Annotated in this window: 27 protein-coding genes; 22 read left to right on the top strand and 5 right to left on the bottom strand. The window is 59.9% G+C overall.

Annotation, left to right across the window (positions count from 1 at the left end):
- Positions 1–12: 12 nt before the first annotated feature.
- Complete coding sequence (locus BLS26_RS07350) at positions 13–1,239, bottom strand: ABC transporter substrate-binding protein (RefSeq protein ID WP_092509737.1); 1,227 nt, start codon at positions 1,237–1,239, stop codon at positions 13–15.
- A gap of 227 nt (positions 1,240–1,466) precedes the next feature.
- Here BLS26_RS07350 and BLS26_RS07345 point away from each other — a divergent pair, with 227 nt between their 5' ends.
- The 4 genes from BLS26_RS07345 to BLS26_RS07330 all read left to right on the top strand — a co-directional run bounded on the left by BLS26_RS07345 (position 1,467) and on the right by BLS26_RS07330 (position 5,456).
- Positions 1,467–3,020 (top strand): long-chain fatty acid--CoA ligase, encoded by a 1,554-nt coding sequence (locus BLS26_RS07345; RefSeq protein ID WP_092509735.1) that lies wholly within the window; start codon positions 1,467–1,469, stop codon positions 3,018–3,020.
- The gene (locus BLS26_RS07340) at positions 2,990–4,099 is read left to right on the top strand and encodes a phosphotransferase family protein (RefSeq protein WP_157676365.1); all 1,110 of its coding nucleotides are present in this window, start codon (positions 2,990–2,992) and stop codon (positions 4,097–4,099) included. Before BLS26_RS07345 ends, BLS26_RS07340 begins: the two co-directional genes overlap by 31 nt.
- A complete protein-coding gene (locus tag BLS26_RS07335) occupies positions 4,096–4,587 on the top strand; it encodes a hypothetical protein (RefSeq protein WP_092509733.1) in 492 nt (163 codons plus the stop codon). The genes BLS26_RS07340 and BLS26_RS07335 overlap by 4 nt, the downstream gene beginning before the upstream one ends.
- A 230-nt stretch (positions 4,588–4,817) precedes the next feature.
- Complete coding sequence (locus tag BLS26_RS07330; protein WP_092509731.1) at positions 4,818–5,456, top strand: TetR/AcrR family transcriptional regulator; 639 nt, start codon at positions 4,818–4,820, stop codon at positions 5,454–5,456.
- Positions 5,457–6,216: 760 nt separating this feature from the next.
- On the opposite strand, the gene BLS26_RS07325 is transcribed toward BLS26_RS07330, so the two are convergent.
- On the bottom strand, positions 6,217–6,981 hold the full coding sequence (locus tag BLS26_RS07325) for an outer membrane protein (RefSeq protein ID WP_092509729.1): 765 nt from the start codon (positions 6,979–6,981) through the stop codon (positions 6,217–6,219).
- 1,291 nt (positions 6,982–8,272) lie between these two features.
- Between BLS26_RS07325 and BLS26_RS35585 the strand changes: the two genes are divergently transcribed.
- From BLS26_RS35585 to BLS26_RS07300, 4 genes are all read left to right on the top strand, one after another.
- Positions 8,273–8,485, top strand: a complete 213-nt coding sequence (locus BLS26_RS35585) for a hypothetical protein (RefSeq protein WP_157676363.1) — start codon at positions 8,273–8,275, stop codon at positions 8,483–8,485.
- Positions 8,486–9,508: 1,023 nt separating this feature from the next.
- Positions 9,509–11,599 (top strand): molybdopterin oxidoreductase family protein, encoded by a 2,091-nt coding sequence (locus BLS26_RS07310; protein ID WP_092509725.1) that lies wholly within the window; start codon positions 9,509–9,511, stop codon positions 11,597–11,599.
- Positions 11,600–11,710: 111 nt separating this feature from the next.
- Positions 11,711–11,908, top strand: a complete 198-nt coding sequence (locus BLS26_RS07305) for a hypothetical protein (RefSeq protein WP_092509723.1) — start codon at positions 11,711–11,713, stop codon at positions 11,906–11,908.
- A gap of 157 nt (positions 11,909–12,065) precedes the next feature.
- Positions 12,066–12,848, top strand: coding sequence for an enoyl-CoA hydratase/isomerase family protein (locus tag BLS26_RS07300; RefSeq protein ID WP_092509721.1), 783 nt, complete (start codon positions 12,066–12,068; stop codon positions 12,846–12,848).
- Positions 12,849–12,903: 55 nt separating this feature from the next.
- On the opposite strand, the gene BLS26_RS07295 is transcribed toward BLS26_RS07300, so the two are convergent.
- Positions 12,904–13,953: a hypothetical protein gene (locus BLS26_RS07295; RefSeq protein ID WP_157676361.1), complete on the bottom strand. Its 1,050-nt coding sequence runs from the start codon at positions 13,951–13,953 to the stop codon at positions 12,904–12,906.
- Between the two features lie 1,315 nt (positions 13,954–15,268).
- On the bottom strand, positions 15,269–15,403 hold the full coding sequence (locus tag BLS26_RS37045) for a hypothetical protein (RefSeq protein ID WP_256385915.1): 135 nt from the start codon (positions 15,401–15,403) through the stop codon (positions 15,269–15,271).
- Between the two features lie 253 nt (positions 15,404–15,656).
- Between BLS26_RS37045 and BLS26_RS07285 the strand changes: the two genes are divergently transcribed.
- The 8 genes from BLS26_RS07285 (at position 15,657) to BLS26_RS07250 (ending at position 22,931) form a co-directional block, all read left to right on the top strand.
- Positions 15,657–16,601, top strand: a complete 945-nt coding sequence (locus tag BLS26_RS07285) for an ArdC family protein (protein WP_092509715.1) — start codon at positions 15,657–15,659, stop codon at positions 16,599–16,601.
- A 116-nt stretch (positions 16,602–16,717) separates the two neighbouring features.
- Positions 16,718–16,951: a hypothetical protein gene (locus BLS26_RS07280; RefSeq protein WP_092509714.1), complete on the top strand. Its 234-nt coding sequence runs from the start codon at positions 16,718–16,720 to the stop codon at positions 16,949–16,951.
- Entirely contained in the window at positions 16,951–17,985 is a 1,035-nt protein-coding gene (locus tag BLS26_RS07275) for a toprim domain-containing protein (protein ID WP_092509712.1), read from the top strand. The genes BLS26_RS07280 and BLS26_RS07275 overlap by 1 nt, the downstream gene beginning before the upstream one ends.
- 338 nt (positions 17,986–18,323) lie before the next feature.
- Positions 18,324–19,262, top strand: coding sequence for a DUF2493 domain-containing protein (locus BLS26_RS07270; RefSeq protein WP_092509710.1), 939 nt, complete (start codon positions 18,324–18,326; stop codon positions 19,260–19,262).
- Positions 19,263–20,039: 777 nt separating this feature from the next.
- Positions 20,040–20,222 (top strand): hypothetical protein, encoded by a 183-nt coding sequence (locus tag BLS26_RS07265; RefSeq protein ID WP_197681320.1) that lies wholly within the window; start codon positions 20,040–20,042, stop codon positions 20,220–20,222.
- A 1-nt stretch (position 20,223) separates the two neighbouring features.
- The gene (locus BLS26_RS07260) at positions 20,224–20,547 is read left to right on the top strand and encodes a DUF736 domain-containing protein (RefSeq protein ID WP_092509708.1); all 324 of its coding nucleotides are present in this window, start codon (positions 20,224–20,226) and stop codon (positions 20,545–20,547) included.
- 778 nt (positions 20,548–21,325) lie between these two features.
- Entirely contained in the window at positions 21,326–21,661 is a 336-nt protein-coding gene (locus BLS26_RS07255) for a helix-turn-helix transcriptional regulator (protein ID WP_092509706.1), read from the top strand.
- Positions 21,651–22,931 (top strand): type II toxin-antitoxin system HipA family toxin, encoded by a 1,281-nt coding sequence (locus BLS26_RS07250; protein ID WP_092509704.1) that lies wholly within the window; start codon positions 21,651–21,653, stop codon positions 22,929–22,931. The genes BLS26_RS07255 and BLS26_RS07250 overlap by 11 nt, the downstream gene beginning before the upstream one ends.
- 279 nt (positions 22,932–23,210) lie before the next feature.
- On the opposite strand, the gene BLS26_RS07245 is transcribed toward BLS26_RS07250, so the two are convergent.
- Complete coding sequence (locus BLS26_RS07245; protein ID WP_092509702.1) at positions 23,211–23,438, bottom strand: helix-turn-helix domain-containing protein; 228 nt, start codon at positions 23,436–23,438, stop codon at positions 23,211–23,213.
- 221 nt (positions 23,439–23,659) lie between these two features.
- Here BLS26_RS07245 and BLS26_RS07240 point away from each other — a divergent pair, with 221 nt between their 5' ends.
- The 6 genes from BLS26_RS07240 (at position 23,660) to BLS26_RS07215 (ending at position 26,460) form a co-directional block, all read left to right on the top strand.
- Positions 23,660–23,932, top strand: coding sequence for a DUF2285 domain-containing protein (locus tag BLS26_RS07240; RefSeq protein WP_092509700.1), 273 nt, complete (start codon positions 23,660–23,662; stop codon positions 23,930–23,932).
- A 164-nt stretch (positions 23,933–24,096) separates the two neighbouring features.
- Positions 24,097–24,291, top strand: a complete 195-nt coding sequence (locus tag BLS26_RS07235; RefSeq protein ID WP_092509698.1) for a transcriptional regulator domain-containing protein — start codon at positions 24,097–24,099, stop codon at positions 24,289–24,291.
- A 304-nt stretch (positions 24,292–24,595) separates the two neighbouring features.
- Positions 24,596–24,868, top strand: a complete 273-nt coding sequence (locus BLS26_RS36640) for a DUF2285 domain-containing protein (RefSeq protein WP_244541969.1) — start codon at positions 24,596–24,598, stop codon at positions 24,866–24,868.
- A gap of 133 nt (positions 24,869–25,001) precedes the next feature.
- On the top strand, positions 25,002–25,283 hold the full coding sequence (locus tag BLS26_RS07225; RefSeq protein ID WP_092509696.1) for an AlpA family transcriptional regulator: 282 nt from the start codon (positions 25,002–25,004) through the stop codon (positions 25,281–25,283).
- Between the two features lie 203 nt (positions 25,284–25,486).
- The gene (locus BLS26_RS07220) at positions 25,487–25,951 is read left to right on the top strand and encodes a DUF2840 domain-containing protein (protein ID WP_092509694.1); all 465 of its coding nucleotides are present in this window, start codon (positions 25,487–25,489) and stop codon (positions 25,949–25,951) included.
- Complete coding sequence (locus BLS26_RS07215; RefSeq protein ID WP_092509692.1) at positions 25,948–26,460, top strand: S26 family signal peptidase; 513 nt, start codon at positions 25,948–25,950, stop codon at positions 26,458–26,460. Before BLS26_RS07220 ends, BLS26_RS07215 begins: the two co-directional genes overlap by 4 nt.
- Positions 26,461–26,540: the final 80 nt, after the last annotated feature.

Raw genomic sequence — 26,540 nt, 5'->3', positions numbered from 1 at the left:
GCTATCGCGCGGTCAGTCCTTGGCACCGGAATCGGCACCGATGACGTCGCCGAACAGCACCCAGGTCTTGCCGTCGAAGCGCGCAAACTGGCGCTGCGTGATGGCCGCATAATCTGCAGGATTTGACTGGATCGCTATGCCCGGGAGCAACATCGGCAACGCGACGCCCTTCAGGCTCGTGGCCTGCTTGAGCACGTTTTCCCGGGTGAGATTGTTGCCGCATCGTTCCAGAATGATCGCACCGAGGTGTGCGGTCGTGTACGCCGTGACCGCGATGACATCGTTGGGATCCTGCCCGGGCATATGTTTCGCCATGAACGTCAGATAGTCGATCATTCCCCTGTCCGCAGCCCATGTCGGATCGTTGGGGGTCTTGTAGGACGTCGTCGTCAGAATGTCGGTCGAGGCGTCGAGCCCGGCTGGCGCAAGAACGCCGGCGATCGAGTTCGCGGTCGAACCGAGGAATATCAACGGCTTCCATCCCAATTCATGGATCTTGCGGATCGCCATCGAAGCGAACTTGTTCTGTGCGGCAATCAGAATCGTATCGGCGCCCGATGCTTTCAGATTGACGATCTGCGAATCGATGGTCGGCTCGGTCGCTTGATAGCTGGCCTCCTTGACGATCATCGTATCCGACTTGGCGCCGAGCCCTTCTTTCAGGCCGGCAATGAAGTCCTTTCCGATGTCGTCGGCCTGCAGCAGGATGCCAACCTTGGCGTCCGGCTTGGTCTGCAGCAGGTAGCGCGCGATGATCTTGGATTCATTGACGTAGGTCGGCGAGTAGGGCGTGGTCCACGGATACTGCTTGGGGTCGTTCCATCGCGTGCCGCCGCTTTGCACCAGCAACTGTGGCACGCCGTTGGTGTTGAGGTATTTCTGGATCGCCGCGTTGGTCGGCGTCCCGAACGGCGCCATGATGGCCAGCACGTTGTCGTTTTCGACCAGTGACCGCGTCACCTCGACGGTCTTTGGCGGGCTATAGGCATCGTCACGGGTCAGCATATTGATCTGCCGACCGTTGATCCCGCCTTTCTCGTTCAACATCGCAAAATAGGCCAGCATCGTGCGCGGGAAGCTTGCATAGATCGATGCCGGGCCGCTGTAGGGGGCGTTCGTCCCAAGCTTGATTTCGTGGTCCGTTACGCCCGGTCCGTACGCGTTCTCGGCAAATGCTGTTCCCAACGTGCATCCGAGGGTCAACGTCCATACCGCCAACAAAGAACAGGCTCTTCGCATTGCTTCCCCCTGGGTTTGCCGCCGTCTTTGCGCGGCTTGGCTGATTGCTACGGACATCGCGGCGAAGGCTTTACCGGCAACGCTGCCCGTGCAATAATAGACCGTCTATCCGGATTATCAACTGATTTGTCCGGCCGGGCTCGGTCTGTTCGGATTCACGGAGAACCGGCGGGCTCTAGATCAAAGGCTCGACGGAAAGATCCGCGGCGCCGGCAAGGGAGGGAAATATGAAGTTGACGCAGGCGCTTACCTCGGCGGTCCAGCTGCGCAAGGACAATGTCGGCACCATTCATGTCGGCCGCTCGCGCACATGGAAGGAGATCGGCCACAGGGTTGCCGGTGCGGCAGGCGGATTTCGTCGGCTCGGCGTTAAGGGTGGCGATCGCATCGCGATCCTCGCCTTCAACAGCGATCTCTATATTGAAGCCTTTTATTCCATCGCTTGGGCCGGCGCGGTTGCGGTGCCGCTTAACACGCGCTGGGCGGCTGCGGAGAACGCCTATGTCCTGAGGGACTCCGAGCCGGTCGTTCTGCTGGTCGATGACGCCTTCGCGGCAATGGCCGTGGAATTGAGGGCGTCGCAGCCACTGGCTGCATTGGTTTACGTAGGTGAGGGACGCGCGCCGGAGGGCATGCTCAGCTACGCAGCGCTCGCCGAAGAGGATCCGGTCGAGGATATGTCGGGCGCCGACAACGAACTGGCCGGCATTTTCTATACCGGGGGCACCACGGGTTTCCCGAAAGGGGTGATGCTGTCCCACGCCAACATCATTTACGAGTCCCTAGTGTGGATCTACTCGCTCAATTTCAGGGAGGACACCCGCTATCTGCATTCGGCCGCGTTGTTTCATCTCGCCGGCACTTCCCCGATGGTCGCGTTGACGCTCGTCGGCGGCACGCACGTGACCATTTCCAGGTTCGAGCCGGAAGCCGCGATGAAAGCCATAGCTGCCCACAAGGTGGACTACTGTCTGTTCGTCCCGACCATGCTCAACATGATGCTGAACCATTCTTCGTTCGGGCAATATGATTTGAGCAGCGTCAAGGATTGCGAATACGGCGCCTCGCCGATGCCGGATGCCCTTCTCGTCAAGCTCATGAAGGTCCTTCCCGGCTGGCGCTTCCATCAGGGATATGGAATGACCGAATGCGCGGCGCTCGCGACCATCCTGCCGTGGAAGTACCACGCGCTCGAAGGGCCGGTCGCGGAGAAGCGAAAGTCCGCCGGGCGCGCGGCGCCGGGCGTCGAGCTTCGAATTGTCGATGATGCGGGCAAGGAATTGCCGCGCGGCAGCGTCGGCGAGATTGCCATCCGCGGCTCGGGCGTGATGCTCGGATACTGGCGCAAGCCGGAGGAGACAGCGCGCGCGTTGCGCGGCGGCTGGCTGCATACCGGCGACTGCGCGTGGATGGACGAGGATGGATTCGTCTACATTGTCGATCGTCTGAAGGATATGATCGTCTCCGGTGGGGAGAACGTCTATTCCGGCGAGGTCGAGAATGCGATCTTCCAGCACGAGAATGTGAGAGAGTGTGCAGTCATTGCCGTTCCTGACCCGCATTGGGGCGAGGCGGTCCACGCCATCGTGGTGCCGAAGGAAGGCCGGGCGCTGGTGCCGGAAATGGTCATTGCCCACTGCCGAACACTGATCGCCGGCTACAAGTGCCCGCGGTCGGTCGAGATTCGTCTCGATCCGCTGCCGCTGACGGGCTCCGGAAAGATCATGAAATCCGCGCTGCGCGAGGAGAAGTGGCGCGGTTATTCGCGTTCGGTCAACTGATGCAGGGGACCGCCGCACCATCCGACCGCGTGCCGCGCACGACCGCCGACCCGGTTTCGCTGCCGTCCAAGGTCGTGGATGACAGCGTCATCCGAACTGCGCTCGCTGTGCATCTCGGCCGCAAATTCGGCGGCGAGGTCGCAATTGCTGACTTCGCCCGCAAATCTTCCGGATTTTCCTGGATCACCTACAGCTTCGTCGCGCGGCGGCCATCAAGTCCCGACCGCAAGCTGATTCTGCGCGTCGGGCCGCCGAACGGATTGTTCGCTCCCTATTCGGTTCTGCCCCAGGTGAACGCGCTGCAATCCCTGGCCGGAACGGCGGTGCCGGTTCCCGCTCTCGTCAGCTTTGACGAGGAAGGCGCCGAAATCGGTTTTCCCTTCTTCGTGTGCGCGCATGTCGAGGGCGAAGTGCCGGCGCCCTGGGCCAGCAGTGGGCTCAGTCAAGATCACCGTCGCAACATCGCCGGGCAATTCGTCGCGATATTGGGCGAACTGCACAAGTTCGACTGGAGAGGGACATCGCTGGCTGCGTCAGATGTCGCCGGCGAAGCGAGAGGAGAGGTTCGCGCCATCAGGGTCTGGCGTGCATCGCTGGCGCGGCCGACGGCGCGATATTACCCGCTGCTGGATTGGGGAGGCCGCTGGCTTGAGGAGAACTGTCCGCCGCCGCCGCGCCGGACTGTCGTACATGGCGATTACAGGATCGGAAACTTCCTCGAGCAAGAACAGAAGATCACGGCCATTCTCGACTGGGAACTCACGCATTTCGGCGATCCTCACGAAGATCTTGCATGGGCCTTGATGCCGACGTTCAACGCTGGAAGCCGCAAGTTCTATGGTGTGGTCGAGCGCGACGAGGTGATCGATCTGTATCAACGCGTGTCCGGAATTCCGATATCCGGCAAAAGCCTGGCCTTTTACGAGGCCTTCGCCCTGTATCAGGCCGCCGCGATTCAGATGTGTGCGGTCCATGCCTTCGAGGTCGACCGGTTCAACGACATGCGGATGGCGGTGATGGCAAGCCAGATGGCTTCGATTGTGCGTGCCTTCGATCGCGCGCTGGAGGCCGCGGCATGACCAAATCCTTCGAAGTCGTCGTCGATGGCGTGATCGACGCGTTGCGCACGCATGTTCTGCCGAAGAGCGATGACGATTTCGTTCGCGGTCAGGTATTCTCGATCATTTTCGCCCTCAATGGCCTGAAACTCGCGGCCGACTGGAAGACCGGGCCCTTGCTGGAACAAATTCGGCTTCAGGATGCCGCATTCTCCGAGGTCGGGCGGCTGGCGGACAAGCTGCAACATCCGCGTATTCCCGCGACGCCCCGCGCGGGACCGGAGGTTGCCGACCCGGCGCAACTCGAAGCGCTGCGGGACGAGGGCGATCGCCAACTCGGCGGACTCCTGTTGTGGGCGACGAGCGAAAGCGCCCGGGCCAGCGCGCCGGTCGCGACCGATGAAATCGCGCGCACGCTTCGCGGCCTCATCCGCGACCAGCTCAAGGTCGAGATCGGGATGACGCCCAAATCCATGCTTCATCAGATAGCCACGGGTGACGAGCGGTAGAAACAGCGAGGCCGGTTACGCTTGCTCCGCCGCATGGAAGACCCTATTAATTAATCCGGCTGACCGGTTAATTGACCCAGATCAAAGCTGGTGATCCTGGGATGGAAGACGGTTGCGGTGGATGATCCTTGCGGCGGGAGGTCGCGGCCTTCGGCCGGCACCGATAGTATGATGAGATGCAAACGTCGTCCGGATTCGCGCCTGAGCAGCGAATGAACTGAGAGATTGCAATGGCGCGAACACGCTCCGAGAATTACGACGGAATCCATCAGGGCATCCTGACGACGGCCTGCGGCCTGTTCGCGAGGCAGGGCTATATGCGCAGCTCGATCGCCGAGCTTGCCGACGCCTGTAAGCTTTCCCGGGGTGCGCTGTATCACTATTTTGATTCCAAGGAAGCGATCCTGTTCGCGATTCTGGATGCTCATGTTCGTCAGATGATCGTCGACGTCGAAGCCGCGGTTGCAGGCGTGCCCACCGCGCTGGAGCAATTTCGTGCGGCGATCACGGCGATTGTCACCCTCAACGCGCGCTCGACCCACGAGCAGCGGCTGATCCTGAACGACCTTTCGTTTCTGAGCGAGGACGAGCAGAAAACGATCAAGGCGCTCGAGCGGCAGCTGGTGGACATGGTGTCCGATCTGCTGATCCGGCTCGACACGGAAGGCAAGATCGTCAAGCGCACCAAGAAGGTCTACACGATGATGCTGTTCGGCATCCTCAATTTCAGCCACACTTGGTACGACCCCACGGGCAGCATCGATCCCGAGGAATTCGCCGACATGGTCGTCGACCTGTTCTTGAAGGGCTTCACACCGGCTGAGGCCGCAAAAGCGACTGCGGCAGGCAGGCGCCAAAGAGTCGGCTAACGATGCGGATCCTCCAAACGTGTGCGCCTTTCGGCGGGAGCGGGCGACCGATAATACGCTAGCGAGGACGTCTCATTTGTGCGCCGGATATCGCGATGGTCTTGGCCGCTTTCGCCATCTTGAACAGTTTCAGCAAACTGACGAAAGCGCTGGTGCATTGACGGGAGCCCGATCCCCGACGTTCGACCATGTTTGTCAGGAGGGGTGATCCCAAGAGCAATGTTTCAGGTCCGGCCACCGCCATATTGCCAACAAAGACGCCTGAGCAACACAGTTGTCTCATGCTTCACTGCACGCGCTATCTATTCATCCGCCAGCCGCCGCGGTGATCAATTCGATCCGAGCGTACCTCGCCGAGTTCGGCATTGTCGCGCCAGTCGGACGCAAAGGGGACACGGAACTGCTGCGTGTTGTGGCCGAACGTGGGGGACCAGCGGGTGCTAGGGGTTGCCCACGCGTGACTTGCCGCGCTCGGGACTCAACTGGCCTCACCGGGATTGCAGTCGCAAAAAAAAGCGGCTCCGTTTCCGCAAGTCGGCGAATCTTTCAGACATATTCACCCAATAAAAAAGGCCGGCATTTCTGCCGGCCTAGTTTGCTGGAGAAATAGAAATTGGTCGAGGTCAGTATTTCGATACGACCGGCGGGGTACCCCAGCCAAAGTGATAGTTGATGCGCGCCGCGATCGTATTAACATCCGACCTGGTATTAGCGGTGACCGAGCCCTTATGATCGCCGAAGTCAAAAGTGGATTCAGTGATTAGTATCTGGCGGCAACCGGTGCGCCCCAGTTGAACAGGTAGTTTACCCCAACTTTCACCATCTGGATATTGCGGTTGTTGGAGGTGAACGTATCGCCGGCAAGGAGCGGGGCGGTGGCCGGAATCAACAAAGTCCGGTTGCCCAACCCGAGATAATCGTACTCGGCCTTCACCGTCCAATTGTTCGTGAACGCATATTCGAAGCCAGCGCCTACCAGCCAGCCGCCGGTGTTGTTGCCGCAGTTGGCGAAGTTACCGCAGGTCAGCGACACACCTGTCGTGACGTTGGTGACGGTCAGGTTGTTGTTACCGACCCAGCCGCCGCCAGCCTTGCCGTAGAACAGCCAGTGATCGACGGCAAGGCCGAAGCGGGCGGCCACCGTCGTGATCCAGCGATTGTTGTTGGTGACCACAATGGTCCCAACACCTGGAATGACGACCCCGGTGCCGCCGTTGTTGTTGCCGGCCCAGTCGAAGTCCCATTCGCCGCCGATGACGAAGTTACCGATCTGGTAATTGCCGCCGATCTGGCCGCCACCGATAAATCTGCCGTTGTTGTTGTTGTTGAAGTTCGTCAGGAAGAGCGTATCGGTCCAGTTGTTGTGGGCCCAGGCACCGCCAATGTTGGCGCCGATATAGAACCCGGTCCAACTGAACACGGGCAGCGGCGGTGGCGGCGGGGCTGCCTTAACCGCAAGGTCAGCGGCGACCGCAGGAGCAGCCATTGCAACTAGACCAAGCGTACCCAGGAAAAACTTCTTCATCGTATTTCCTCCAGCTCCGTCGCTTCTGATGTGAAGCGAAAATTGATCTGAGGGAAATCTTAAATGCTCGAGCCCGGAGCCCCTGTGCCATAATGGCAACACTCAAGGAAAAAGTGCGGCAGAGACTGTACTCATTGATTTACCTGAAATTCTTGACGAAACTAAAACATCGGAAAGACTGCGTTATGCTCGGTGGGGGCACGACCAATTGTTTGCGTTGGAGTTGTCTCCTTGCCGTTCAAGTAACACGCCCGAAATTCGCATCGAAAGCCTGACTATTTCCTTCGCGTTTCCCCAGCGTCGTTCGAAGATTTAGCTTCTTGTTCTTGCTCATCTTCGAGCCAACAAGCTATGCAGGTTGAGACAATTAATTTTCTCGGCGAGTGAGGATTAATAGTGCCGGCGTAAACCTTCAGGCCCTCCTCGAATTTCGCTCGCGCGAAGTTCTTGGCTTCCGCCTCAGTTTCAAACACTCTTGTTTCTCGAGGGCTTCGCTTTCTGGGCAATACCCCGCTCTTGAGCACCTCAAAAGTAACATACCAAGCATGAGTCATCTGTCGCTCGCACAAGGCCCAGCCACTGTGAAGCGCTGCCTTGGATGTTCAGCAGCCTTGTGACCGGTCGCTCCTTTTCTCCGCTTAAGGTTCATCTTTATCGCCACACAGAATTAGCGATGTTGACAGGTTTGGGTTCGACTCAGTTTTCGCGCGGTGGGGAGGTCAAGTATTCGATATCAGCTTGCGAACCTCCAAAGCGGCCCGATCGTGTGCTCTAAAGAGTATCGAAACGGATGCACCAGACTATGCAAAAACAGACGCCGCGATCGGAGTGCCAGCGAAATACGAGCGCGATCGCCTCGCCCGACCACTCGAGCACTGGGCCTCGGCGAACGCCTTGAGCACGTCGAAAGCGGACGTTCCCCAATCCCGACCCGCAAATCGAAAAGGGCCGCAAAGGAGAGAGTTGGGATTGCCTATCGCGCGCACCGTCACCGAAAATTACGGCGCTGCCATCTGGGCGGAGAATCCGCTGCCCGGCGCGGTGTTTTGCCTCACGCTGCCATTAGCCAGTGGGAACGGCTGACGGATGGACACTCGGATCAGGGATGCGGCACCGGTTTTAGGTGGCGTGTCCGTTTTCGCATAGACGGTAGCTCTTGTTCATTTAGTTTTGCCTCGATCCAAAGCGGGACGACATTATCTCCGCTTCGGGTGGGTCTTGCGCGTCACAGCACGTTAACAATATCGGCTGCTGGAATTCATTCGCCGTTTGCGCATGTAAAGGGCCAAAAATGACGGACAATGTGATTCACTTCAGAGGCGGTGGGCAAGCCGCCTTGTTAAAGCTTTATTTTCATCTGCTCAATGCCGCTCTCGACGAAAAGAAAGGATGCGCCTTCTTGCACGCGCCGAAGCCACTTAGAGAAGGCGAGCATCCGGACGACCGCCACCCGCAACACAGCCAGGTCCACTTCTTAAAATTCCGAGGCCGGCATACTCGCTGATGTGAACTGCCGACGGCCATCCCAATCGATCGAGCAATTTTCCGATAATTGGTAATCCAAGGCCGGGCGCTGGCTCGTCTGCAAATCACCGCCCCAATAGCCGCAATCGGCCCGTGGCTTTTCGGAATCGTTTGCCCACGATGGCATGTGTTCCTGAGCTGGGCAGGCTAGTGAGTACCGAACACGCGGCACTTCCTAACACATCCGCACTGTGTCGCAGCCCGAATCTGCATAGTCGGCCGCAGCGCAAGTGAGTAATTCTTGGGATGCTGCTTCCTGGCTTTCGCGGTGTTAGGCGCCGCGTCTATCTTCATGAACGCGCTAAGAACTGTCCATGAGGAGGGCGTCCGACTACACGGCGGAACAAGACAGCCAGGCACTAATGTGATTCCGTTGCGGCTTGAGGTTTTGATGGTCAGAGTGCTGCGCGTAATATTAGCAATAATATTGCAGAGCCCATGTTCCGCTTTGGATCGCTGAGCACTACCGCGCCAACGTGATCCGCCTCGCCGAAACGCTCGCCGAGCCGGAGTCCAATGGGGAGGCCTGCGAGGACATCCGCTCGCTCGTTGGCGAGGTGGTGATAACCCCCGGCGACAAGCGGGGCGAGAATCACGCCACCCTACGCGGCGACCTGGTGGCCGTTCTTGACCTTGCAGCCGGCCGTCGGAGGTCGCCTCGGCCAGAAGTTATAACAAACGCGCTTGCAGGTCCTCGATTTGAACCTATCGCCACCTAAATCTCCGTCCTGCCGATCTAGTCTGGTCGTGCACCGGCGACGTCTGACGCGTGCATTCATTGACACGATCTTCTTGGAGCTTACTTGCCGAAGTTAGCTCAAACTCGCCCATGCTGGATTGGGTCGATTGAGCGCGAAGTTTGCCAATCGTGAAAATACACATTGCGCTTCAATGCAACATTTAGAGGGTGAGAACTTATCTAACTTATTGATACAAAATGCATTTCACTCTTCCTTGAGAAAGTCCTTCGGCGGCAGAAACATTTGATGTTACCTATGGTGACATGAACCAGCACGCCAAGGTCGATATCCGCCATTCCACCTGTCCGCACGATTGCCCGTCGGCCTGCGCGCTCGACATCGAGGTGATCGAAGGCCGCAGCATCGGCCGGGTGCGGGGCTCGAAGCAGCAGACCTACACCGCCGGTGTCGTCTGCGCCAAGGTCGCGCGCTATGCCGAACGGATCCATCATCCTGACCGGCTGCTCTATCCGATGCGCCGCACCGGACCGAAGGGTTCAGGCCAGTTCGCGCGGATTTCCTGGGACGAGGCGCTGGACGAAATCGCCGCACGTTTCGATTTGGCCGAGCGCGAGTTCGGGGCTGAATCGGTCTGGCCGTATTATTACGCCGGCACCATGGGACTGGTGATGCGCGACGGCATCAACCGCCTCGCCAATGTGAAGAAATATTCGCGCTTCTACTCTACCATCTGCGCCAACATCGCACGCGTCGGGTTTGCCATTGGCACCGGCAAGATCGCCGGCGTCGATCCGCGCGAGATGGGCGTCTCCGACCTGATCGTGATCTGGGGCACCAATCCCGTCAACACCCAGGTCAACGTGATGACGCACGCGATGCGCGCCCGCAAGGAGCGCGGTGCGAAGATTGCGGCGATCGACGTCTACAACAACGAAACCATGAAGCAGGCCGATATCAAGATCCTGCTCAAGCCCGGCACCGACGGCGCCTTCGCCTGCGCCGTCATGCATGTGCTGTTCCGCGAGGGGTATGCCGACCGGGCCTATCTTGCTGAGTACACCGATTGTCCCGACGAACTCGAAGCGCATCTGGCGACCCGCACACCGGAATGGGCCTCGGCGATCTCTGGCGTGCCGGTCGAGGAGATCGAGGCGTTCGCGCGCGCGGTCGGCCAGACCCAGCGCACGTTCTTCCGCCTCGGTTATGGCTTTACCCGCAGCCGCAACGGCGCGGCGCAGATGCATGCGGCGTTGTGCATTCCGGCCGTGACCGGCGCTTGGCAATACGAGGGCGGCGGTGCGTTCTTCAACAATTTCGCGATCTGGAAGTTCAACGAATCTATTATCGAGGGCCATGACGCGCGCGACAACTCCGTCCGCGTACTCGATCAATCACGGATCGGACGCATCCTGACCGGCGATCCGGTGGCGCTGAAGAACGGGCCACCGGTCAAGGCGATGCTGATCCAGAACACCAATCCGATGACGGTGGCGCCGGAGCAGGCGCTGGTGCGTCAGGGCTTTGCGCGCGAAGACCTGTTCATGGTGGTGCACGAGCAATTCATGACCGAGACGGCCCAGATGGCCGACATCGTGCTGCCGGCCACCATGTTCATGGAGCACGACGACCTCTATTACGGCGGCGGCCATCAGCATATTTCGGTCGGCGCCAAGCTGATCGATCCGCCCGGCGAGTGCCGCTCCAACCACGAGGTTTTGCAGGGCCTCGGCCGCCGCCTCAACGTCGTGCATCCGGGCTTCGACATGACGCCGCGCGAATTGATCGATGCCACGCTCAAGCAGAGCGGCCACGGCGATATCGAAAGCCTGGAGAAGGATCTGTGGCGCGATATCCAGCCGGACTTCCGCGCCTCGCATTATCTCGATGGCTTCGGCCATGCCGACAAGAAGTTCCACTTCAAGGCCGACTGGGCGCATCCGCCCTGGGGCACGCCCGGGATGGGTCCGTGGGCGGAGATGCCGTCGTTGCCCGACCATTGGAGGATCATCGAGGAGGCGGATGAAGCGCATCCGTTCCGGCTCGCCACCAGTCCGTCGCGCAGCTTTCTCAACACCAGTTTCAATGAAACGCCGTCCTCGATTGCACGTGAGGGCAATCCATCGGTCATGATTCATCCTGCCGATGCTGCAGATCTCGGGATCGCCGACGGCGAGGCTGTGACGCTCGGCAACACGCGCGGCGAAACCACGCTGACCGCCAAATTGTTCGACGGCGTGCGCCGTGGCGTGCTGATCGCGGAATCCATTCAGCCCAACAAGGCCCATATCGGCGGCCGCGGCATCAATATGCTGACCGGGGCCGAGGAAGTGGCGCCGGTCGGCGGCGCCGCGTTCCACGACAACAAGGTCTGGGTGAAGAAGGCCGGGGCCTGAGCCTGGCCGATAGGGCCGGGTCGCATGTTGCACCGCAGCGGGCTGCGATTGGAACCAAAGCGCGGCGGTTTCCTTAGCTAAGCGATATGCGTCGCAGCAAGGGAAATCAAAATGTCACGTCATAATGAAATGCCGCCAGTGCCACCTGCCAATCGCAGCCAGAAGGGTACTGGCGACCATGCCGAGGTGAACAAGGATACGTCGAAGGGGCACGACGATATTCAGAATTCGGCAGAGCAGGGCGAGACCGCCAATATCAAGCAGAACACGACGAATGCCGGATTTTTCAAGGGACGACGCGTGAAATAACGCCGACCCGGATCGCGTCCCAAAGCTGACTGGGCCGAGGCGATCGGAAATAACAATCGCGAAGATAATCGATCACCCTGAACGTAAACGGCCTTGCAGTCCACCGCCTTCCTGCGGCAAATGTTCGCCAACCAATAGCGAACAGGTGAGTGGGACAATGACCGATACTAATAGTGTGATACGCGAAAAGCGCGGACAGGCGCTCTGGATCACCATCAACCGGCCGGACAAGCGCAACGCCATCAATGCCGACGTCGTCGCCGGCATTGCCCGCGGCTATCGCGAGGCGCATGACGACAAGGACATCCGCGTCATCGTGCTGACGGGAGCGGGCGACAAGGCGTTCTGCGCCGGCGCCGACCTGCAGAACAGCGGCGCCGCCTTTGCGATGGATTTTTCAAGGCCCAATGTCGACTACGCGGATCTGTTGCGGTTGTCGCAGAATGCCACCAAGCCCGCGATCGCGCGCGTCGGCGGCGTCTGCATGGCTGGCGGCATGGGCCTGCTGTGCATGACCGATATAGCGGTCGCAGCCGATCACGTCATCTTCGGACTGCCCGAGGTCAAGGTCGGCGTGTTCCCGATGCAGGTGCTGAGCCTGCTGCAGACGATCGCGCCAAAACGCCTCGTCAACGAATGGTCGCTGACCGGCGAGCCGTTCGACGCCCATATAGCCAAGGCTGCCGGACTTCTGAACTATGTGGTGCCCGCGGCCGAACTCGACGCCAAGGTCGACTGGCTGATCGGCCGCATCGTCGACAAATCGCCGACCGCGATCCGCCGTGGCAAATATGCCATGCGGGCCATCGCCTCGATGTCGTTCGACGAAAGCATCGCCTACACCGAAAGCCAGATCGCGTTGCTGGCGATGACCGAGGATGCAAAAGAAGGCCTGAAGGCATTCAGCGAAAAGCGAAAGCCTTCGTGGCCTGGCAAATAGCCCGGTTAACCAGGAGCTCGTGCCAGGTGAATTTGATCATTTTGGGCCAGAGGGGTCATTCTGACAGGCGATGGGGAGCATTTCGTCGCTCTTCACGGCGCTTCTTGGCGCCTGAGATCAGCTGTTTGCGTGTGCGCTTGGCATAAGTTGGTAGTTGGTGCGGAGATCGATGGCGGGCCGCAGCGCGTAACTCGGCATCCGTAAGATCGCTGTCCGCCCCTTCGGTAAAACCGCCGTGGCGGAAGGAAGTAAATGAGAGTTCGCTTCGTAGCCCAGCCGCTGCGACGATCTTCTTCACGACTGCTCGAAGGTAACGCAGATCCTTGCGTGCCGTAATCCAAGGAAGTTGTTCGCGTGACCGGCGATGCTCATGGTCACGCCGAAAGACTAGCCCCGAAATCATTGTTGCCTTAATGGCGTCGAGCTCCGCCATCAACTCGGGAAATAGGGAGGCACCGGTTTCGTCGAACAGAGGCCACCAGGCTTCTTCACCATTCTTCGGATGGACGATCTTCACACTATTCGGCCGCTCATTTGGCCGATAATGCGAGATTTCGAAGGCGCCGAATATGTGTTCTTGCCGCTGCAACCACTCCCAGGTCAACAACGCGGCCGTCGCGACCGAGCCGTATCCGAGCTTGTTTGCGGCTATCCTGAATGCAACCAGCTCATCCCAAGTCGCTGTTGGCGTCTGGCGCTCGGGCATAGCAAGCGTGCGGATTTTCAGGCCCATGCGCGAGAATGGATTGACCGCAGGGACATCCGCTTCGTGCGCGCGTTGACCAACAAACCAAGCGCGCCTGCAAGCAGTCATGGACGCATTTGCAGAGCGGCGACGCTCGCGCTTCACAACGTTTCCATCCCCGTCTTTTTCTTCCACAACGAGCAGCTTCGCGTAAATTGCGTCGACAAATCGCTTCGTGAAGTCGGAAATCTGCTTCGAGCCTGCGCGGCTACCATCCTTCAGCTTTTGGTTGGCAAACAGCGCCAAGCCATTTTCGTAGCTGCGCTGCGTTTTGTGATCTATCTCTTTCCATTTCTGATGTGCTTTGAAAACACTGACCAGCCAATCGAAAGTGCCGGGCACAGGAGTAGCTGGAACCATGTCGGTCAATCCTCTTGAACGCCAGCTGTCGAAGGCGGGCAGCAGAACATTCTCGACTCGGTCTAAGGCCGCCGCATAATCGTCCCCTAACGCTTCGGCCTGGACGTAGCAGGCCTGCTTACGGGCCCAAGTCGGTGGCTCAAAGAAATAGGCCCATCGACCACTCTTTAGTGACCTTCGCCGGCAGTAGCGGGGAAGCCTCAACGCGGTGTGGGGTAAATTCATACGAGAGAGGCCAAGTCTTGTCCCTCTAATCGATTCTGAATCATAGCCTTGCCTGGTGCCGTGACCTTATCGATAATCGCCTTCGACCAAACTGGCTCTCGAGTACGCCCAACTCCATGATAGCCGATTGGCTGCGGTGCCTCACCGCGGCCGACGGCGCGTGCGAGTTCACCTGTGTCGCGGTAATCCAGGTAAGCGGCGGCCATGTCCGCGCGCATGAGTGCGGGCCACCCGCTGATGGGCGGATAACGGGCAGGCAGGGCGATGCGACGTGTCATGACTGCCGGCTCGCGCGTCAATGGATCAGTCGTCCATATTGCGAATTCAGGCAACTGACGAAATCGCGCGATCTTTCCGAGCATCGTCGCCCGGTGCGCGACCTAAGAAATTGCAAATTCAAGTAACTCGGCTTGGCCGTTTCGTGCCTCATGCTTGCACACATCCTCACCTTTCTAGTCAACCGGGCCCTCTAGATAGAGAATGACAAGCTTTCGGAGAAAGGGGCCGCTAAGTGCTGGTGCGGGAATCGGGTGATTTGGAGTGCAAATAGGACGGAGGACCCCCGCATAAGGGAACGATCAGGGCTCGCATGTTCGGTCGCACGACAAATCCCGCTGGAATGCTCGCTGAAAGGTGGCGTCGGAGATCGCGCGCCGCGGTTGGGCTTCTAGGACCCGATCTGTCTGAACTGCACCTGCTCGAGATGACCGTCGTCGTGCACGACACGCAATCTCCTCGCGCCTCATGGGCTGCCGGCGGCGCAGGCCAACACCATCGCCATATCGCGCAGGCAGATCCATACTTCTCGCGCGGCTAGCGCTGGCATCAGCGACACGGCTCGTCGAATGTGCAGCGGCCGACCTTACGAGAGGCGAGGCGACTTGAAGCGCGCGGCGACACCCATCCACTTCCGCTTTGGATTGCACAAGCAGAACCATCGTGACGAAGCGGGGGGAGGCTCGAACCTGGGGCCCGATGATTAAGAGTCATCTGATTTGATCAGGCTATCAACAGTCAAGCCGACAAATCTGTCGCTCACCTAACATTACAGCCGTGACTAGTCCTCCCTTTGTCGGAACGACAGCCCTCGCTAGATGTCGGTGCTAAAACGAGGCGCCGGTGGCGTGCAATTCGTGCCGCTGATATAACTCGATTTGTACTTCAGCGCGTGCGGCGTGCGCCGCACCGGGCTCTCTTGAACCGAGCCGCGCGGCGTCTCGGCCATACGGCTTCGATCCCTCGCGCGCAATAAGGTGTCCCTCGCCGAACGCGCTCGGTCCGGGTTCCACGGCGCTTCGCGCCGACACTCACTGATCGCCTGCGCCTATCTTCCTTGGTCTTGCCGCCTGCGAGCGGATCGACCGACCAGCCCTTTGGGTTCTCGCAGCAGGACCGAAGAGTCAGAGGGACGGCCGGTTTTGCCGTGACGGGTTAGTGGCTACGAGAGAGGCTCGTGGCACCCGTCGCGGAGAACCGCGATGCCCAGACATGTTCGCAAGGCCCGAGTCGGTACCGACCGGACAAATTTCTATGAAGACATCACCAGCAAGATCATCGCCGAGTTGGAATCTGGGTGTGTGCCGTGGGTCCAGCCCTGGGCCGCGGCAAAGGTGCCGCTTGCAATACCGCATAACGCCGCGACCCGCCGGCGATATGCTGGCATCAACATCCTGATCCTGCTAGGTGCCGCCGTCGAGCGGGGCTTTTCGGGCCAGAGCTGGCTCACTTTCCGCCAAGCATTTTCGCTCGGGGGCCGCGTTCGTAAAGGCGAGCGCGGTACAACCGTTGTTTACGCCGACCGCTTCGTGCCCGCCGAGGAGATGAAGCGGGCGTGCACGGCGGGTGATGAAGCCCGAGCGATTCCGTTCCTGAAGCGATTTACAGTTTTTAATACCGAACAATGTGACGGCCTATCCGTCGATGCCTCTAGCATCGCACCGTCGTCTCATATGATTGAGCCGCAGGTCGAAGCGCTGATCCGTGCGACCAGGATCGACTTCCGTATTGGGGGCGACCGGGCCTTCTACTGTCCTCGCAACGACTACGTTCAGGTACCGCCTCCGGCTGCCTATTTCGAGCCGATCAACTGGCACCGGACCGCTCTGCATGAGTTGGCGCACGCCAGCGGTCATTCCTCCCGGCTCAATCGCGAGCTCTCGGGCGGCTACGGTAGCAAAAAATACGCCTTCGAGGAAATTGTCGCTGAGATTTCCTCCTCGTTTTGCTGTGCGTCGCTCGGCATTGTGCCCACCGTGCGGCACGCCGACTACATCGGCTCTTGGCTCGAGGTGCTGCGCGAGGATAATCGCGCGATTGTGCGGGCGGCTTCGCAAGCTAGCAAGGCCGCGGATTATCTCCTCGGATTCCTTCCCGATCTCGCCGTGGGCGCACCGACGTTGGTCGCCGATCACGAGGCGGCGTAATGCGTCGTCTCGGGAGCCTGCCGGGAGACCAAAAGAGTGAGAGGGCGGGTCAGTTTCTGTGACGGGTTGGAGGCCGAGAGAGGTGCTTTCGGCCGCCCGTCATGGGAGATTTGGAGATGACGAACGGTATCAGGAGAATCGCGTTGTCGCCCTCTGGCGAGGATCCTTTCAACAAGCTGGTGCCAAGCCAGTCGGCTATCCGGAGCGTAAACGCCAGGGTCTTGATCGAACGATTGCCCAAGAGCGTCACGGGCATGTTCTTACCCATTGACGCGGCCGGTATTGGCGTCTCCGCCGAGGTACCACAGCGTACCAGTATCGCGTGCATCAGCGAGCGGGAAGTCGGGTGATGCCGCGCGACGCTTCCGAACTGGTGCACCGTCTTGCGCGCGATGCCGAGGCGGTGTGTCGCCACTATCTTTCGAACGGAAGGCGCCAGGGGAGCTACTGGTTAGTCGGCGATGTCAGAAACACGCCGGGCCGCTCCATGTTCGTTCGGTTGAGGGAGTTGCCGAAACGACCAGCCGGCAAATGGACTGACGCCGCAACGGGCGAGCACGGCGATCTCCTCGACATCATTCGCGAAACCTGCGGTCTTCTCGACTTCCGCGACGTCGCCGACGAGGCACGCCGCTTCCTGGGTCTGCCGCGATCCGAACCCGGGCCGGACTGTCGGCGGCATCTGTCAACAGTACCGACCGGCTCACTGGAATCTGCGCGGCGGCTCTTCGCCATGTCGAGCCCGATTTCCGGCACCATAGTGGAGACCTATCTACGTCAACGCGGCATAATCAACTTGCATGGCATCGACAGCCTGCGGTTCCATCCGCGTTGCTACTACCGTCCCGAGGCAGGCACCACAGCCGAAATTTGGCCTGCGATGATCGCGGCTGTTACCGACCTCCAGGGACACATCACCGGCGTACACCGCACATGGCTCGATCCGTCTGGGTGTGACAAGGCACCAGTCGGAACTCCACGCCGGGCGATGGGCCATCTTCTCGGACATGCGGTTCGTTTCGGTCTATCTGGCGACGTGATGGCGGCGGGCGAGGGCATCGAGACCATGCTGTCGCTCCGCTGCGCTGTACCCAGCATGGCGATGGTCGCAGCGCTCTCGGCCGCGCATCTCGCAGCATTCCTGTTTCCAGCAACGTTGCGCCGAATCTATATCGTCCGTGATGACGATCGGGCGGGCGATGGCGCGGTGGCAGGACTGTTCGACCGGGCTCAGTCGGCCGGGATCGAGGCGATGGTGCTGTCGCCACAGGATGGAGATTTCAACGAGGATCTGCGGAACTCTGACATCTCCGCGCTGCGCGCGGCGTTGCGCATCCAGCTCACCCCGGAGGACGTTGGCCGGTTCTTGAGCACTGGGGCTTAGATGAGATGATCACGGAACGAGGTTGGGGGACTCCGCCCTGACCATGTGCCATCGACCACGGAGCTTCCATATTGGCGGAGAGGACCGCGCCCACGGCCTTCTTGAGAGGGCGACCCTGCGGCAAGCGGTCCGGCCACGCAATGGCGTCCGCCGACTATTTTCCGTCGCGTCCGCAAGGGCCGCTTTACATCGCGAAACAAAATAGCCGGCTCCTGCCATCCTCCGCTTCGCTGCGGCCGCTGTCGCTCCGCTCGGCGGTGCAGGTCCGGTCCGCCTGCCGCCTTTCGTCGCCATGAAGGCCGCGATGGGCGCGGCCGATCCGACAAAAGGACGCCATCATGACCATCGACCTCAAGGAACAGGCCTACGAGCCGCCACAGACAACATCCCCGACCGATCACATCCTTACCGAGCTTCAACTCCATGGCTATCGGCCCTTCCAGGATGAGCCCGACCCGCGATCGCTTCCCGAAGCCCGTACCATCGCCGGTGCCGTCGCCGATATCTTCGACGCACTCACCGCTACCTTGAGCGACACTCGCCTCGAACCTGATCTTGAGGACCTGCTGTGGTCGACGGTCAATCTCTTCCACCGCGCCGGCGAGCGGGTCGAACGTGAACTCGACGACAATGAGCAGGCGCAAAAGCGCAGCCAACGCGACCAGGATGGCTCCGAGATCCGCTCAGTCGAACTGGAGCGTCTCACCGCCGAGGGCATGAGTTTGATCGAACGCCGCGATGTCATGGAACTGTTCCGCGACCAAGCTGCCGAACACTTCGCCCGCCAAATCGGATCGCACTGGCACCCGCGCAGCGGCTCGAAGGTTAATCATCGTGCCCTGACTTCCGCCGTCATCGACAGCCGCGACTTCCTCGCCGCCAAGCGCCGGGCCAATACCGAGGTTATGTTGCCTCCCGGTCCGAAGATCGCCTTCACCGGCGGCCTCGACTGCAACGATCATCGTCTGATCTGGGACAAGCTCGATCAGGTCCATGCCAAGCATCCCGGCATGGTTCTCTTGCACGGCGGTTCGCCGAAGGGGGCTGAACTTATCGCCGCGCGCTGGGCCGACCACCGTAAAGTTCCGCAAATTTCTTTTAAGCCCGATTGGACCAAACACGCCAAGGCAGCACCGTTCAAGCGCAACGATCAGATGCTCGACGCGCTGCCGATCGGTGTCATCGCCTTCCCCGGCACCGGCATTCAGGAGAACCTGGCTGACAAGGCGCGGAAGCTTGGCATCCCCGTCTGGAACTTCGGCAACGGTGGTGCGTAAGCGCCACCGTATCTCCAGCTGCTATTCATCCAACCTGCAGAGCGGCATTGTCCGCTCTACACCGTAACCGTGAACGGGGCCGCGCGCGCTCGGGCCGCCTTTTGCGGCCCCGGTTGGCCAGCTCGGCTGCAAGGGATTCCAAACGCGCACGGGATCGGCTATTTCTAAGCCCGCGCTACAGTGGTGGAAAGGCGCAACACTGCAACCTTAGCCACGGAACCACCACCAAGCTCATTCTCGGCGACGTGCCCTTGCACGGCTCGATATTCCCTTGGAATGATGGCGGGAATCGTTCGCCGTGCTTGGCGCCATCGCTGTCGCGGGCACCGCTTGATCGAATGTGTCGATACAGACCGATATCGCTCTCAGACCAGGCGTTGCACTCAGGCTAGTCAGTCACCGAATGGGACGGCAACCCCCGGGCGGGTGACTATGCGCGTCTGTTGTCACCGGGTTGCCATAACGCAATCTAGTCGTCGTTGCTGATCGCCGCATCGCGGTCGTTTCGCTCGGCTCGATTGAACCGGATGAACTTTTTGGCCGACTGCACAGCCAGTGCTAGCCGGCATATGCGCTGACTTCCGTCTGCTCGTTAACAACGGGACGCCTTTCTGTACGCCAGGTTTTCTTTTCCTTGGCCGGGAAGGCGGGGTTCCTTGTGTGAGCCGATCGCGCGCTGGCACCTCTCCCAAATGCTGTTCAGCGCACGCGAGCACCTAGCCTCTCATTGGCTTGATCTGGCCGAAGGCCGGCTGCGCCTCGATCGCCTGAGCCGCAATGGCGGCGGTGAGACTTTCTTCCCCTGGGCTTCGCCCATTCCTCGCGGGTCAAGAAAGTCTCACCGCCGCCATCCTCCGCTGCGCTACGGCACCCGTGGGTGCGGCGTCGATCGCCTTCGGCTTTCAGATCGCCATCGAGGCCGCGGTGGTCGCGGAGCTCGAAAACAGCAAGGAGAAGTGACATGGCTAACATCGGCTCATTCAAGAAATCCGGCGAGGAATTCCACGGCGAAATCGTCACCCTGAGCCTTCAGACCAGGGGCGTCCGCATTATCCCCGAGACCGACCGGACCAACGACAACGCGCCGAGCCACCGGGTCTATGTCGGTCGTGCCGAGATCGGCGCCGCCTGGCCGAAGCGCTCCGCCGAGGGCCGCGATTATCTCTCGGTCAAGCTGGACGATCCGAGCTTCAACGCGCCGATCTACGCCAACCTCTTCGACGACGAAGACGCCGAGACCCTCAGCCTCATCTGGTCCCGCAGCCGCAGGCCGAATGGCGACTGAGGCTCATCGCGCCCCGCCCGAGTTCCTCGGGCGGGGCTTTTTTTGCTTCAAAAGCCCGCTCACGGCAGTCACAGCCTTGATGTGGATGCCGTGGCTTGGGCCCGCGCATCGCGTGCGATAGGCTTCAACCCGTCGGGGCCCCAAACGATGGTCTTCGTGAGGATTGTGCGAACGAGCTTACGCCCGTAATCGATGCGCAATTGTCCCCTGCCGGCATTCGCCGCGCACAAATTCTCAATGATGCATTCAAGTGATGGCGTTCCCGCCTTCAGCGTTGGGCGCGTCCGCTGACCGCGGACCGGGCTCTCGTAAACCGAGCCGCAAGGCGTCTCGGCCATCCGGCTTTGATCCCTCGCGCAATCATGGGTCGCTCGCCGGAGGCACTCGCCTTCGGGTCCCGCCGTCATTTCATTCCGGCGTCGCTATCACTGCCCCTCTGCGGGTGCCTTCTTAACCGGTCTCGCGACTGCAGTCGGTCCCGCGTCCCGCCGCGGTTCCCGCATCGGCGCTATGCTGACGCTCCTGCGGCTGCCTCTTTCTCCTGCCTGCGCTTCGCTTCGGGAAGATCCCTCCGGTCACCGGTGGGGACAAAAATTGGAGGCCAAATCGGAGACGCGGTTATCATCGTCGAACCGCATCGTTGAACAAAAATGATCTATAAATAGTCCATATCAATCTAAATGAGATATTTATAGTACAAACAGGTTGACCGTCAAAATCGAATGGGCTATAAAAGGACCGCAGAGCCAAATATGTGCTATTTATGGACCGTTCCTAAATGTCCAAAACCCAGCGCCCACTCTCTCCCTATGCCGCTGACGCGGCGGCCCTTCTTGGCCAGCTCATTCGCAAAGCGCGCATCGAACGAAAGCTCAAGGCCGTCGATGTGACCGACCGGGCAGGGATCTCGCGTGGTCTCCTGCGGCGCATCGAGACGGGTGATCCGGGATGCACGATCGGCGCGGTGTTCGAGGTCTCGACAATTGTCGGCGTGCGACTATTCGATGCCGATCAGACAGCGCTATCCAAGGCGGTCGAGACCAATCGCGAAATAATGGCACTGCTGCCGAAATCGGTTCGCAATCCGCGTATCGAGGCCGACGATGACTTCTGATGCCAACTACACCCAGGCTTTTGTCTGGGTCTGGCTTCCAGATCAAACGAAGCCCGTCGTCGCCGGCCTGCTATCGGCAAGTGGCAAGCAACTCGTATTCAACTACGGGCGAAGTTACCTCGCGCGCAAGGATGCCATTCCGCTCTACGAACCGGAATTGCCGCTGCGGAGCGGAATCTTGCCGCTCACGGCGGGGTTGAGCATGCCAAACTGTATTCGCGATGCGGCTCCCGACGCATGGGGCCGTCGCATTATCATCAATCGAAAATTCGGAGCGCGCAGCAGGAATGTCGATCCGGGCAGCGTCGATGAGTTCACCTATCTGTTGGAATCCGGCTCAGACCGCATCGGCGCACTGGATTTTCAGACGTCTTCCGCGAATTACCTGGCGCGCGAAGGACCTGAAGCCTCCCTCCATCAGCTTCTGGACGCCGCAGCGCTGGTTGAAAAGGGAGTTCCGCTCCCGGTTGAACTCGATCAGGCCCTTCTCCATGGAACCTCGATCGGTGGTGCACGCCCCAAGGCGATGATCACGTCGGGCAACAAGAAATTTGTAGCGAAGTTCTCATCGCAGAACGACCTCTACAGCGTCGTCAAGGCCGAGTACATCGCCATGCGTCTGGCCGCCGATGTCGGCTTGACCGTCGCCCCGGTAAGCCTAGAGCGCGCAGCAGGAAAGGACGTCCTCCTTATCGAACGCTTTGATCGCGTCAAGGTGGAAGGAGGTTGGAGCCGGAAAGCCATGGTTTCCGCCCTCACGCTGCTCGAGCTCGACGAACTCATGGCCCGCTATGCCAGCTACGAGCAACTTGCGACCATCATTCGTCACCGGTTTCAGACGCCAAGAGAGACGCTCAAAGAACTCTTTGCACGAATGCTGTTCAACATTCTCTGTGGAAATACCGATGACCATGCGCGCAATCACGCCGCTTTCTGGAACGGCAAGGAACTGTCCTTGACCCCGGCATATGACATCTGTCCGCAAAGTCGGACAGGCGGAGAAGCCACCCAAGCCATGCTGATCATGGGCCAGGAGCGCGCGAGCCAAATTGCTCTGTGCCTGAAGGCGGCGCCGCTGTTTCTGATGAACAATGCAGAGGCGGTCCTGCTCGCTACCAGACAGGTCAAAACGATCAAGCAGCGCTGGCCCGCGGTATGCGATGAGGCAAAGCTCAGCAAGGTAGATCGGAATTTCCTCTGGCGTCGCCAATTCTTGAATCCGTATGCCTTTCTGGAAGCACCGGAAGCCGTAACAAACCTGATGGATTAGGAGAGGATCTCCACCGCGGGTTACGCCAGACGCGAGTCGATGGTACAAAATCCAAGACCTCGAAAACTCGAAACCGTTCTGGGCGAGGAAAGTCTGAAGCCGAGATCACCTTTGATTTCGTGCAAGGGACTACGGCGTTGCCCGAACTAAATCGTATCGGGACGCGAGGCTTGAACTGGAAGGGGAAGGCGAAGCGCTTGATAGAGCGAAGCCGGTTTGGTAACGGCGACCCGTGCCCGCGTCCGGCGCTCGCCGAGCCTCCGGCCCGCCGCGCGAAGATCAGGATCGAATCTTAGACGCGTTTTCCTGGAGCAGATCTGCAGGCCGCACTTCTAGGGCTTGGGCAGTCTGCCAGATCGTGAGCAGTGTCGCGTTTTGCAGCCCCCTTTCCATGCTGCTTATGAAAGCCCTGTCGACACCCATGCGTTCCGCAACCGCCTCCTGGCTCAAGCCAAGGGCAAGCCGGAATCGGCGAGCGTTTCCTCCAAAGGCCTTGCGGATGTCCATCCGCAGGATAGAAGGCAATCGCGTATTTTGGCGCTACGTGTTATAATACGCGGACGTACCAGCGGCTTGTGTTCGCGGATGGAGGTTCGATTGCCGAAACGTAGAGAAAGAGCTCCCCGACGGTTCGCGGCGGCTTGCCATATGTTTCGCTCGCAAACCATGCGAGGTGGCAGTGCATACGCCTCAGTTTGCATTTCAATCGCTAGTGCAGCATAGGCCCAATGTCAAAACCACCGCTTGATCCTGATGTCGCGGATGCTGCGCCGACCGACCTGACAGTTACGGATTATGACCAGCAGCATGTGGTGACCTATACGCGCCTTCTGCAGGCGGAAAGCGAGGGGGCCGACTGGCGGGAAGTCGCACAAATTGTCTTGCATATCGATGCTGACGGCGAACCTGACCGTGCGCGGAATGCGTACGAGAGCCACCTGACGCGCGCGAAATGGGTTACCCAGCAGGGCCGTCTCTTGCGCGGTACTGGATCAAATTAGAAGAAATTTTCCGATCATCTCTCCTTTGAAGACAAATCTTTCCTCCGCGAATTGGTGGTTATCCCTGAGCACCACGTGGTGCCAAACTAGGGACTTCCTACAACCCAATCGTTCAGAATTATTGCGCCGCAATCCTCGTTAGCTGCGTGAATGGGGCGGAAGCAATGCCTGAATTCGACTGGCGGTCGCCAGAGACTTACCAGAGCCTACAGAATGCTGGCATCACTGACATCGCTTGGGAATGTCTGCGTCGCAATGTCGACTATCAACGCGACTACGAAGCGATGATCGTCAACAGTCCAGACGGTGAAGCAACGCCGGAATTCAGGAGGAGGTGGGGCATCTGCTTTCGCGCATGACCCACAAGGGTCCTGCAGCGAGCAGACCATCTTTTGGGCGCCCGAGGTTCTGCCGACTGTCGTTCCAATCGCAGCGACCACGTCGCTCCGTACCGGCGACGCGCCTCAGCCACTGCTCGATCTCACGGCCGGTCAGGTGCGGCGCGCCTCCGATGGATGGCACGCCATCTTCCGTCTCGGCGCTGTGGAGCATCGTGTCTGGCTGAAAGAGCCCCCAGCTATCGGCGCAAGGTATGTAGCCGAGTTGCCGTTTGACGGCGATTTTGATGCACGCGCGCACGCTGGCCGACGGTTGTGGCGGGCAATGAATGGGCGCGCCCCAGGGCCCCCTTTTTATGAACTATCCAAACAGCGGCGCGGGCGACTAGGCGCCGCCATTCGCGCGCTCGATGCTCGCAATTCTGGCGGCACTTACCGCTCAATAGCCGAGGCGCTGTTCGGCAAGAGGAAGATCCCGGATCGCGCCTGGAAAACGCACGATCTGCGGAATCGGACCATTCGCCTCGTACACAGCGGCTTCGAATTGATGCGCGGTGGCTATCGTGGACTTCTACGGCCGCGGCGCAAAAACAAGTAGTGCCTTCGATCTGGGGGTATCGAAAATCCAGCCTCCGATCACCGGCATCCCCCTGCGAGGGCATGCTCCTCCACGATGACCGCACACCCGCCGGCACCACCGCCGGTACAAATCGTCATCACAGAGTTTTCAAATGCCCGACCCAATAGCCAGCCTACCGCCACGCTTCCTGCGCACGCCCGAAGCTGCGCGATTCCTCGGTCTCTCCGGCCGCACCCTAGAAAAGCACCGCACCTACGGCACCGGACCGACCTATCGGAAGATTGGCGGCCGCGTCGTCTACGCACTGGATGATTTGAAGGCCTGGGCCGATCTGGGCACCAAAACGTCGACGTCTGATCCTGGGAAGGGGACTGTTCTGCCGGCCAAAAAGCATCCGGTGCTGCGCCCATATGCGGGCCAGGAACGCCGCTAGTCGCCAAGGATGCGGCGCAAACACTCATCCGAGCGCGACCAGCTTGAGCTGCGCGCTACTTGGCGATCTGCCCCCGTGTGACGCGCAGGATCTGATGGTTTGTCCCTCGCAAAGATCTAGCGCCTTTTGCTGATCAATTTCCGCGCCGTCGCAATCGCGATCCAGCCACGCAATCAGAAAGTCTCACAAGTTCGGAGCGTTTCATGAGCGATCTCACGGAAGTCGAACTCCTTTGGCTCGAGAAGCGCATCGAGAACCGCATTCGGTTCGGACGCGCTGTCGAGGAGAAGGTCCTGGATGGTCGCCGACGGGTGATGTTATTTGCGCCAGGCAGCATCTTTGCGTTCGTTCGCTGGACGTCGACCGACTTCGGAGCGGCAATCTCGCGAATCGACGTCCTACGCGCGGTCGCCCCGGGACGGCGTTGCTCGACTGTACCGTATGTGCAGCCTGGCGGTGAGATTCTCCTACGGCTTTCAGGTTGGTCCAAGGTTGAGCGGGTTCTTCAGCTGATCGACGTCGTCGAAGCACTGGACATCAATCCAGCGGACGCCGCACCGGACTATTGGCATCACGTCCACAACCGTCTTTCCGTCAACGAAAACCCACGCTCTTACACGAGAGCCCGTCACCAGGCGTGGCTTCATCGGCAGAGGATCATGCGATGACAGGACGGTCTAAGACGTTGATCGCGATGCTCGGCGGGGCAGCGGCTCTTATTGCACCAATCGTTCTGGAGATCACACCGCTCTATGTCTGGAATGCATCCGACAGCGTACCAATCGGGCTTTATCGTTTGCAGCCGGCCGACAACCTGTTCGTCACTGAACTCCTTGCCGTTCAGCCGCCGGAACCACTATCGACCTTTCTCGACCTGAACGGCTATCTACCAGCCGGGCTGCCGATGCTTAAACGTGTGCTGGCGTTTCCCGGGCAAACCGTCTGCAGAAGCGGGCTCACCGTTTCGATTGACGCCATCAAAATGGGCGAGGCCCGAGATCGCGATGGTCGCGGCCATCCGCTCCCGAAATGGCAGGGCTGCCGCGTCGTCGGTGAGGGCGAACTCTTCGTCATGAACTGGCGGTCCACCAACTCGCTGGATGGCCGCTATTTCGGGTTCCTGCCGGCATCGTCCGTCATTGGCCGCGCGCTTCCAGTGTGGACCTGGGAGGATTGATCGTGCGCGCATTAAGTTTCCGATCTGCCATTCCTCTGTTCGACCAAGAGCTGCGCTATTCCTCCGTCCCGGCCAACGAC

Origin of the sequence: Afipia sp. GAS231 (assembly GCF_900103365.1) — a bacterium.
In the GTDB taxonomy this organism is placed as follows: domain Bacteria; phylum Pseudomonadota; class Alphaproteobacteria; order Rhizobiales; family Xanthobacteraceae; genus Bradyrhizobium.
The sequence above is the reverse complement of the archived record's forward strand: the minus strand, read 5'-3'. Positions and strand labels throughout refer to the sequence as shown.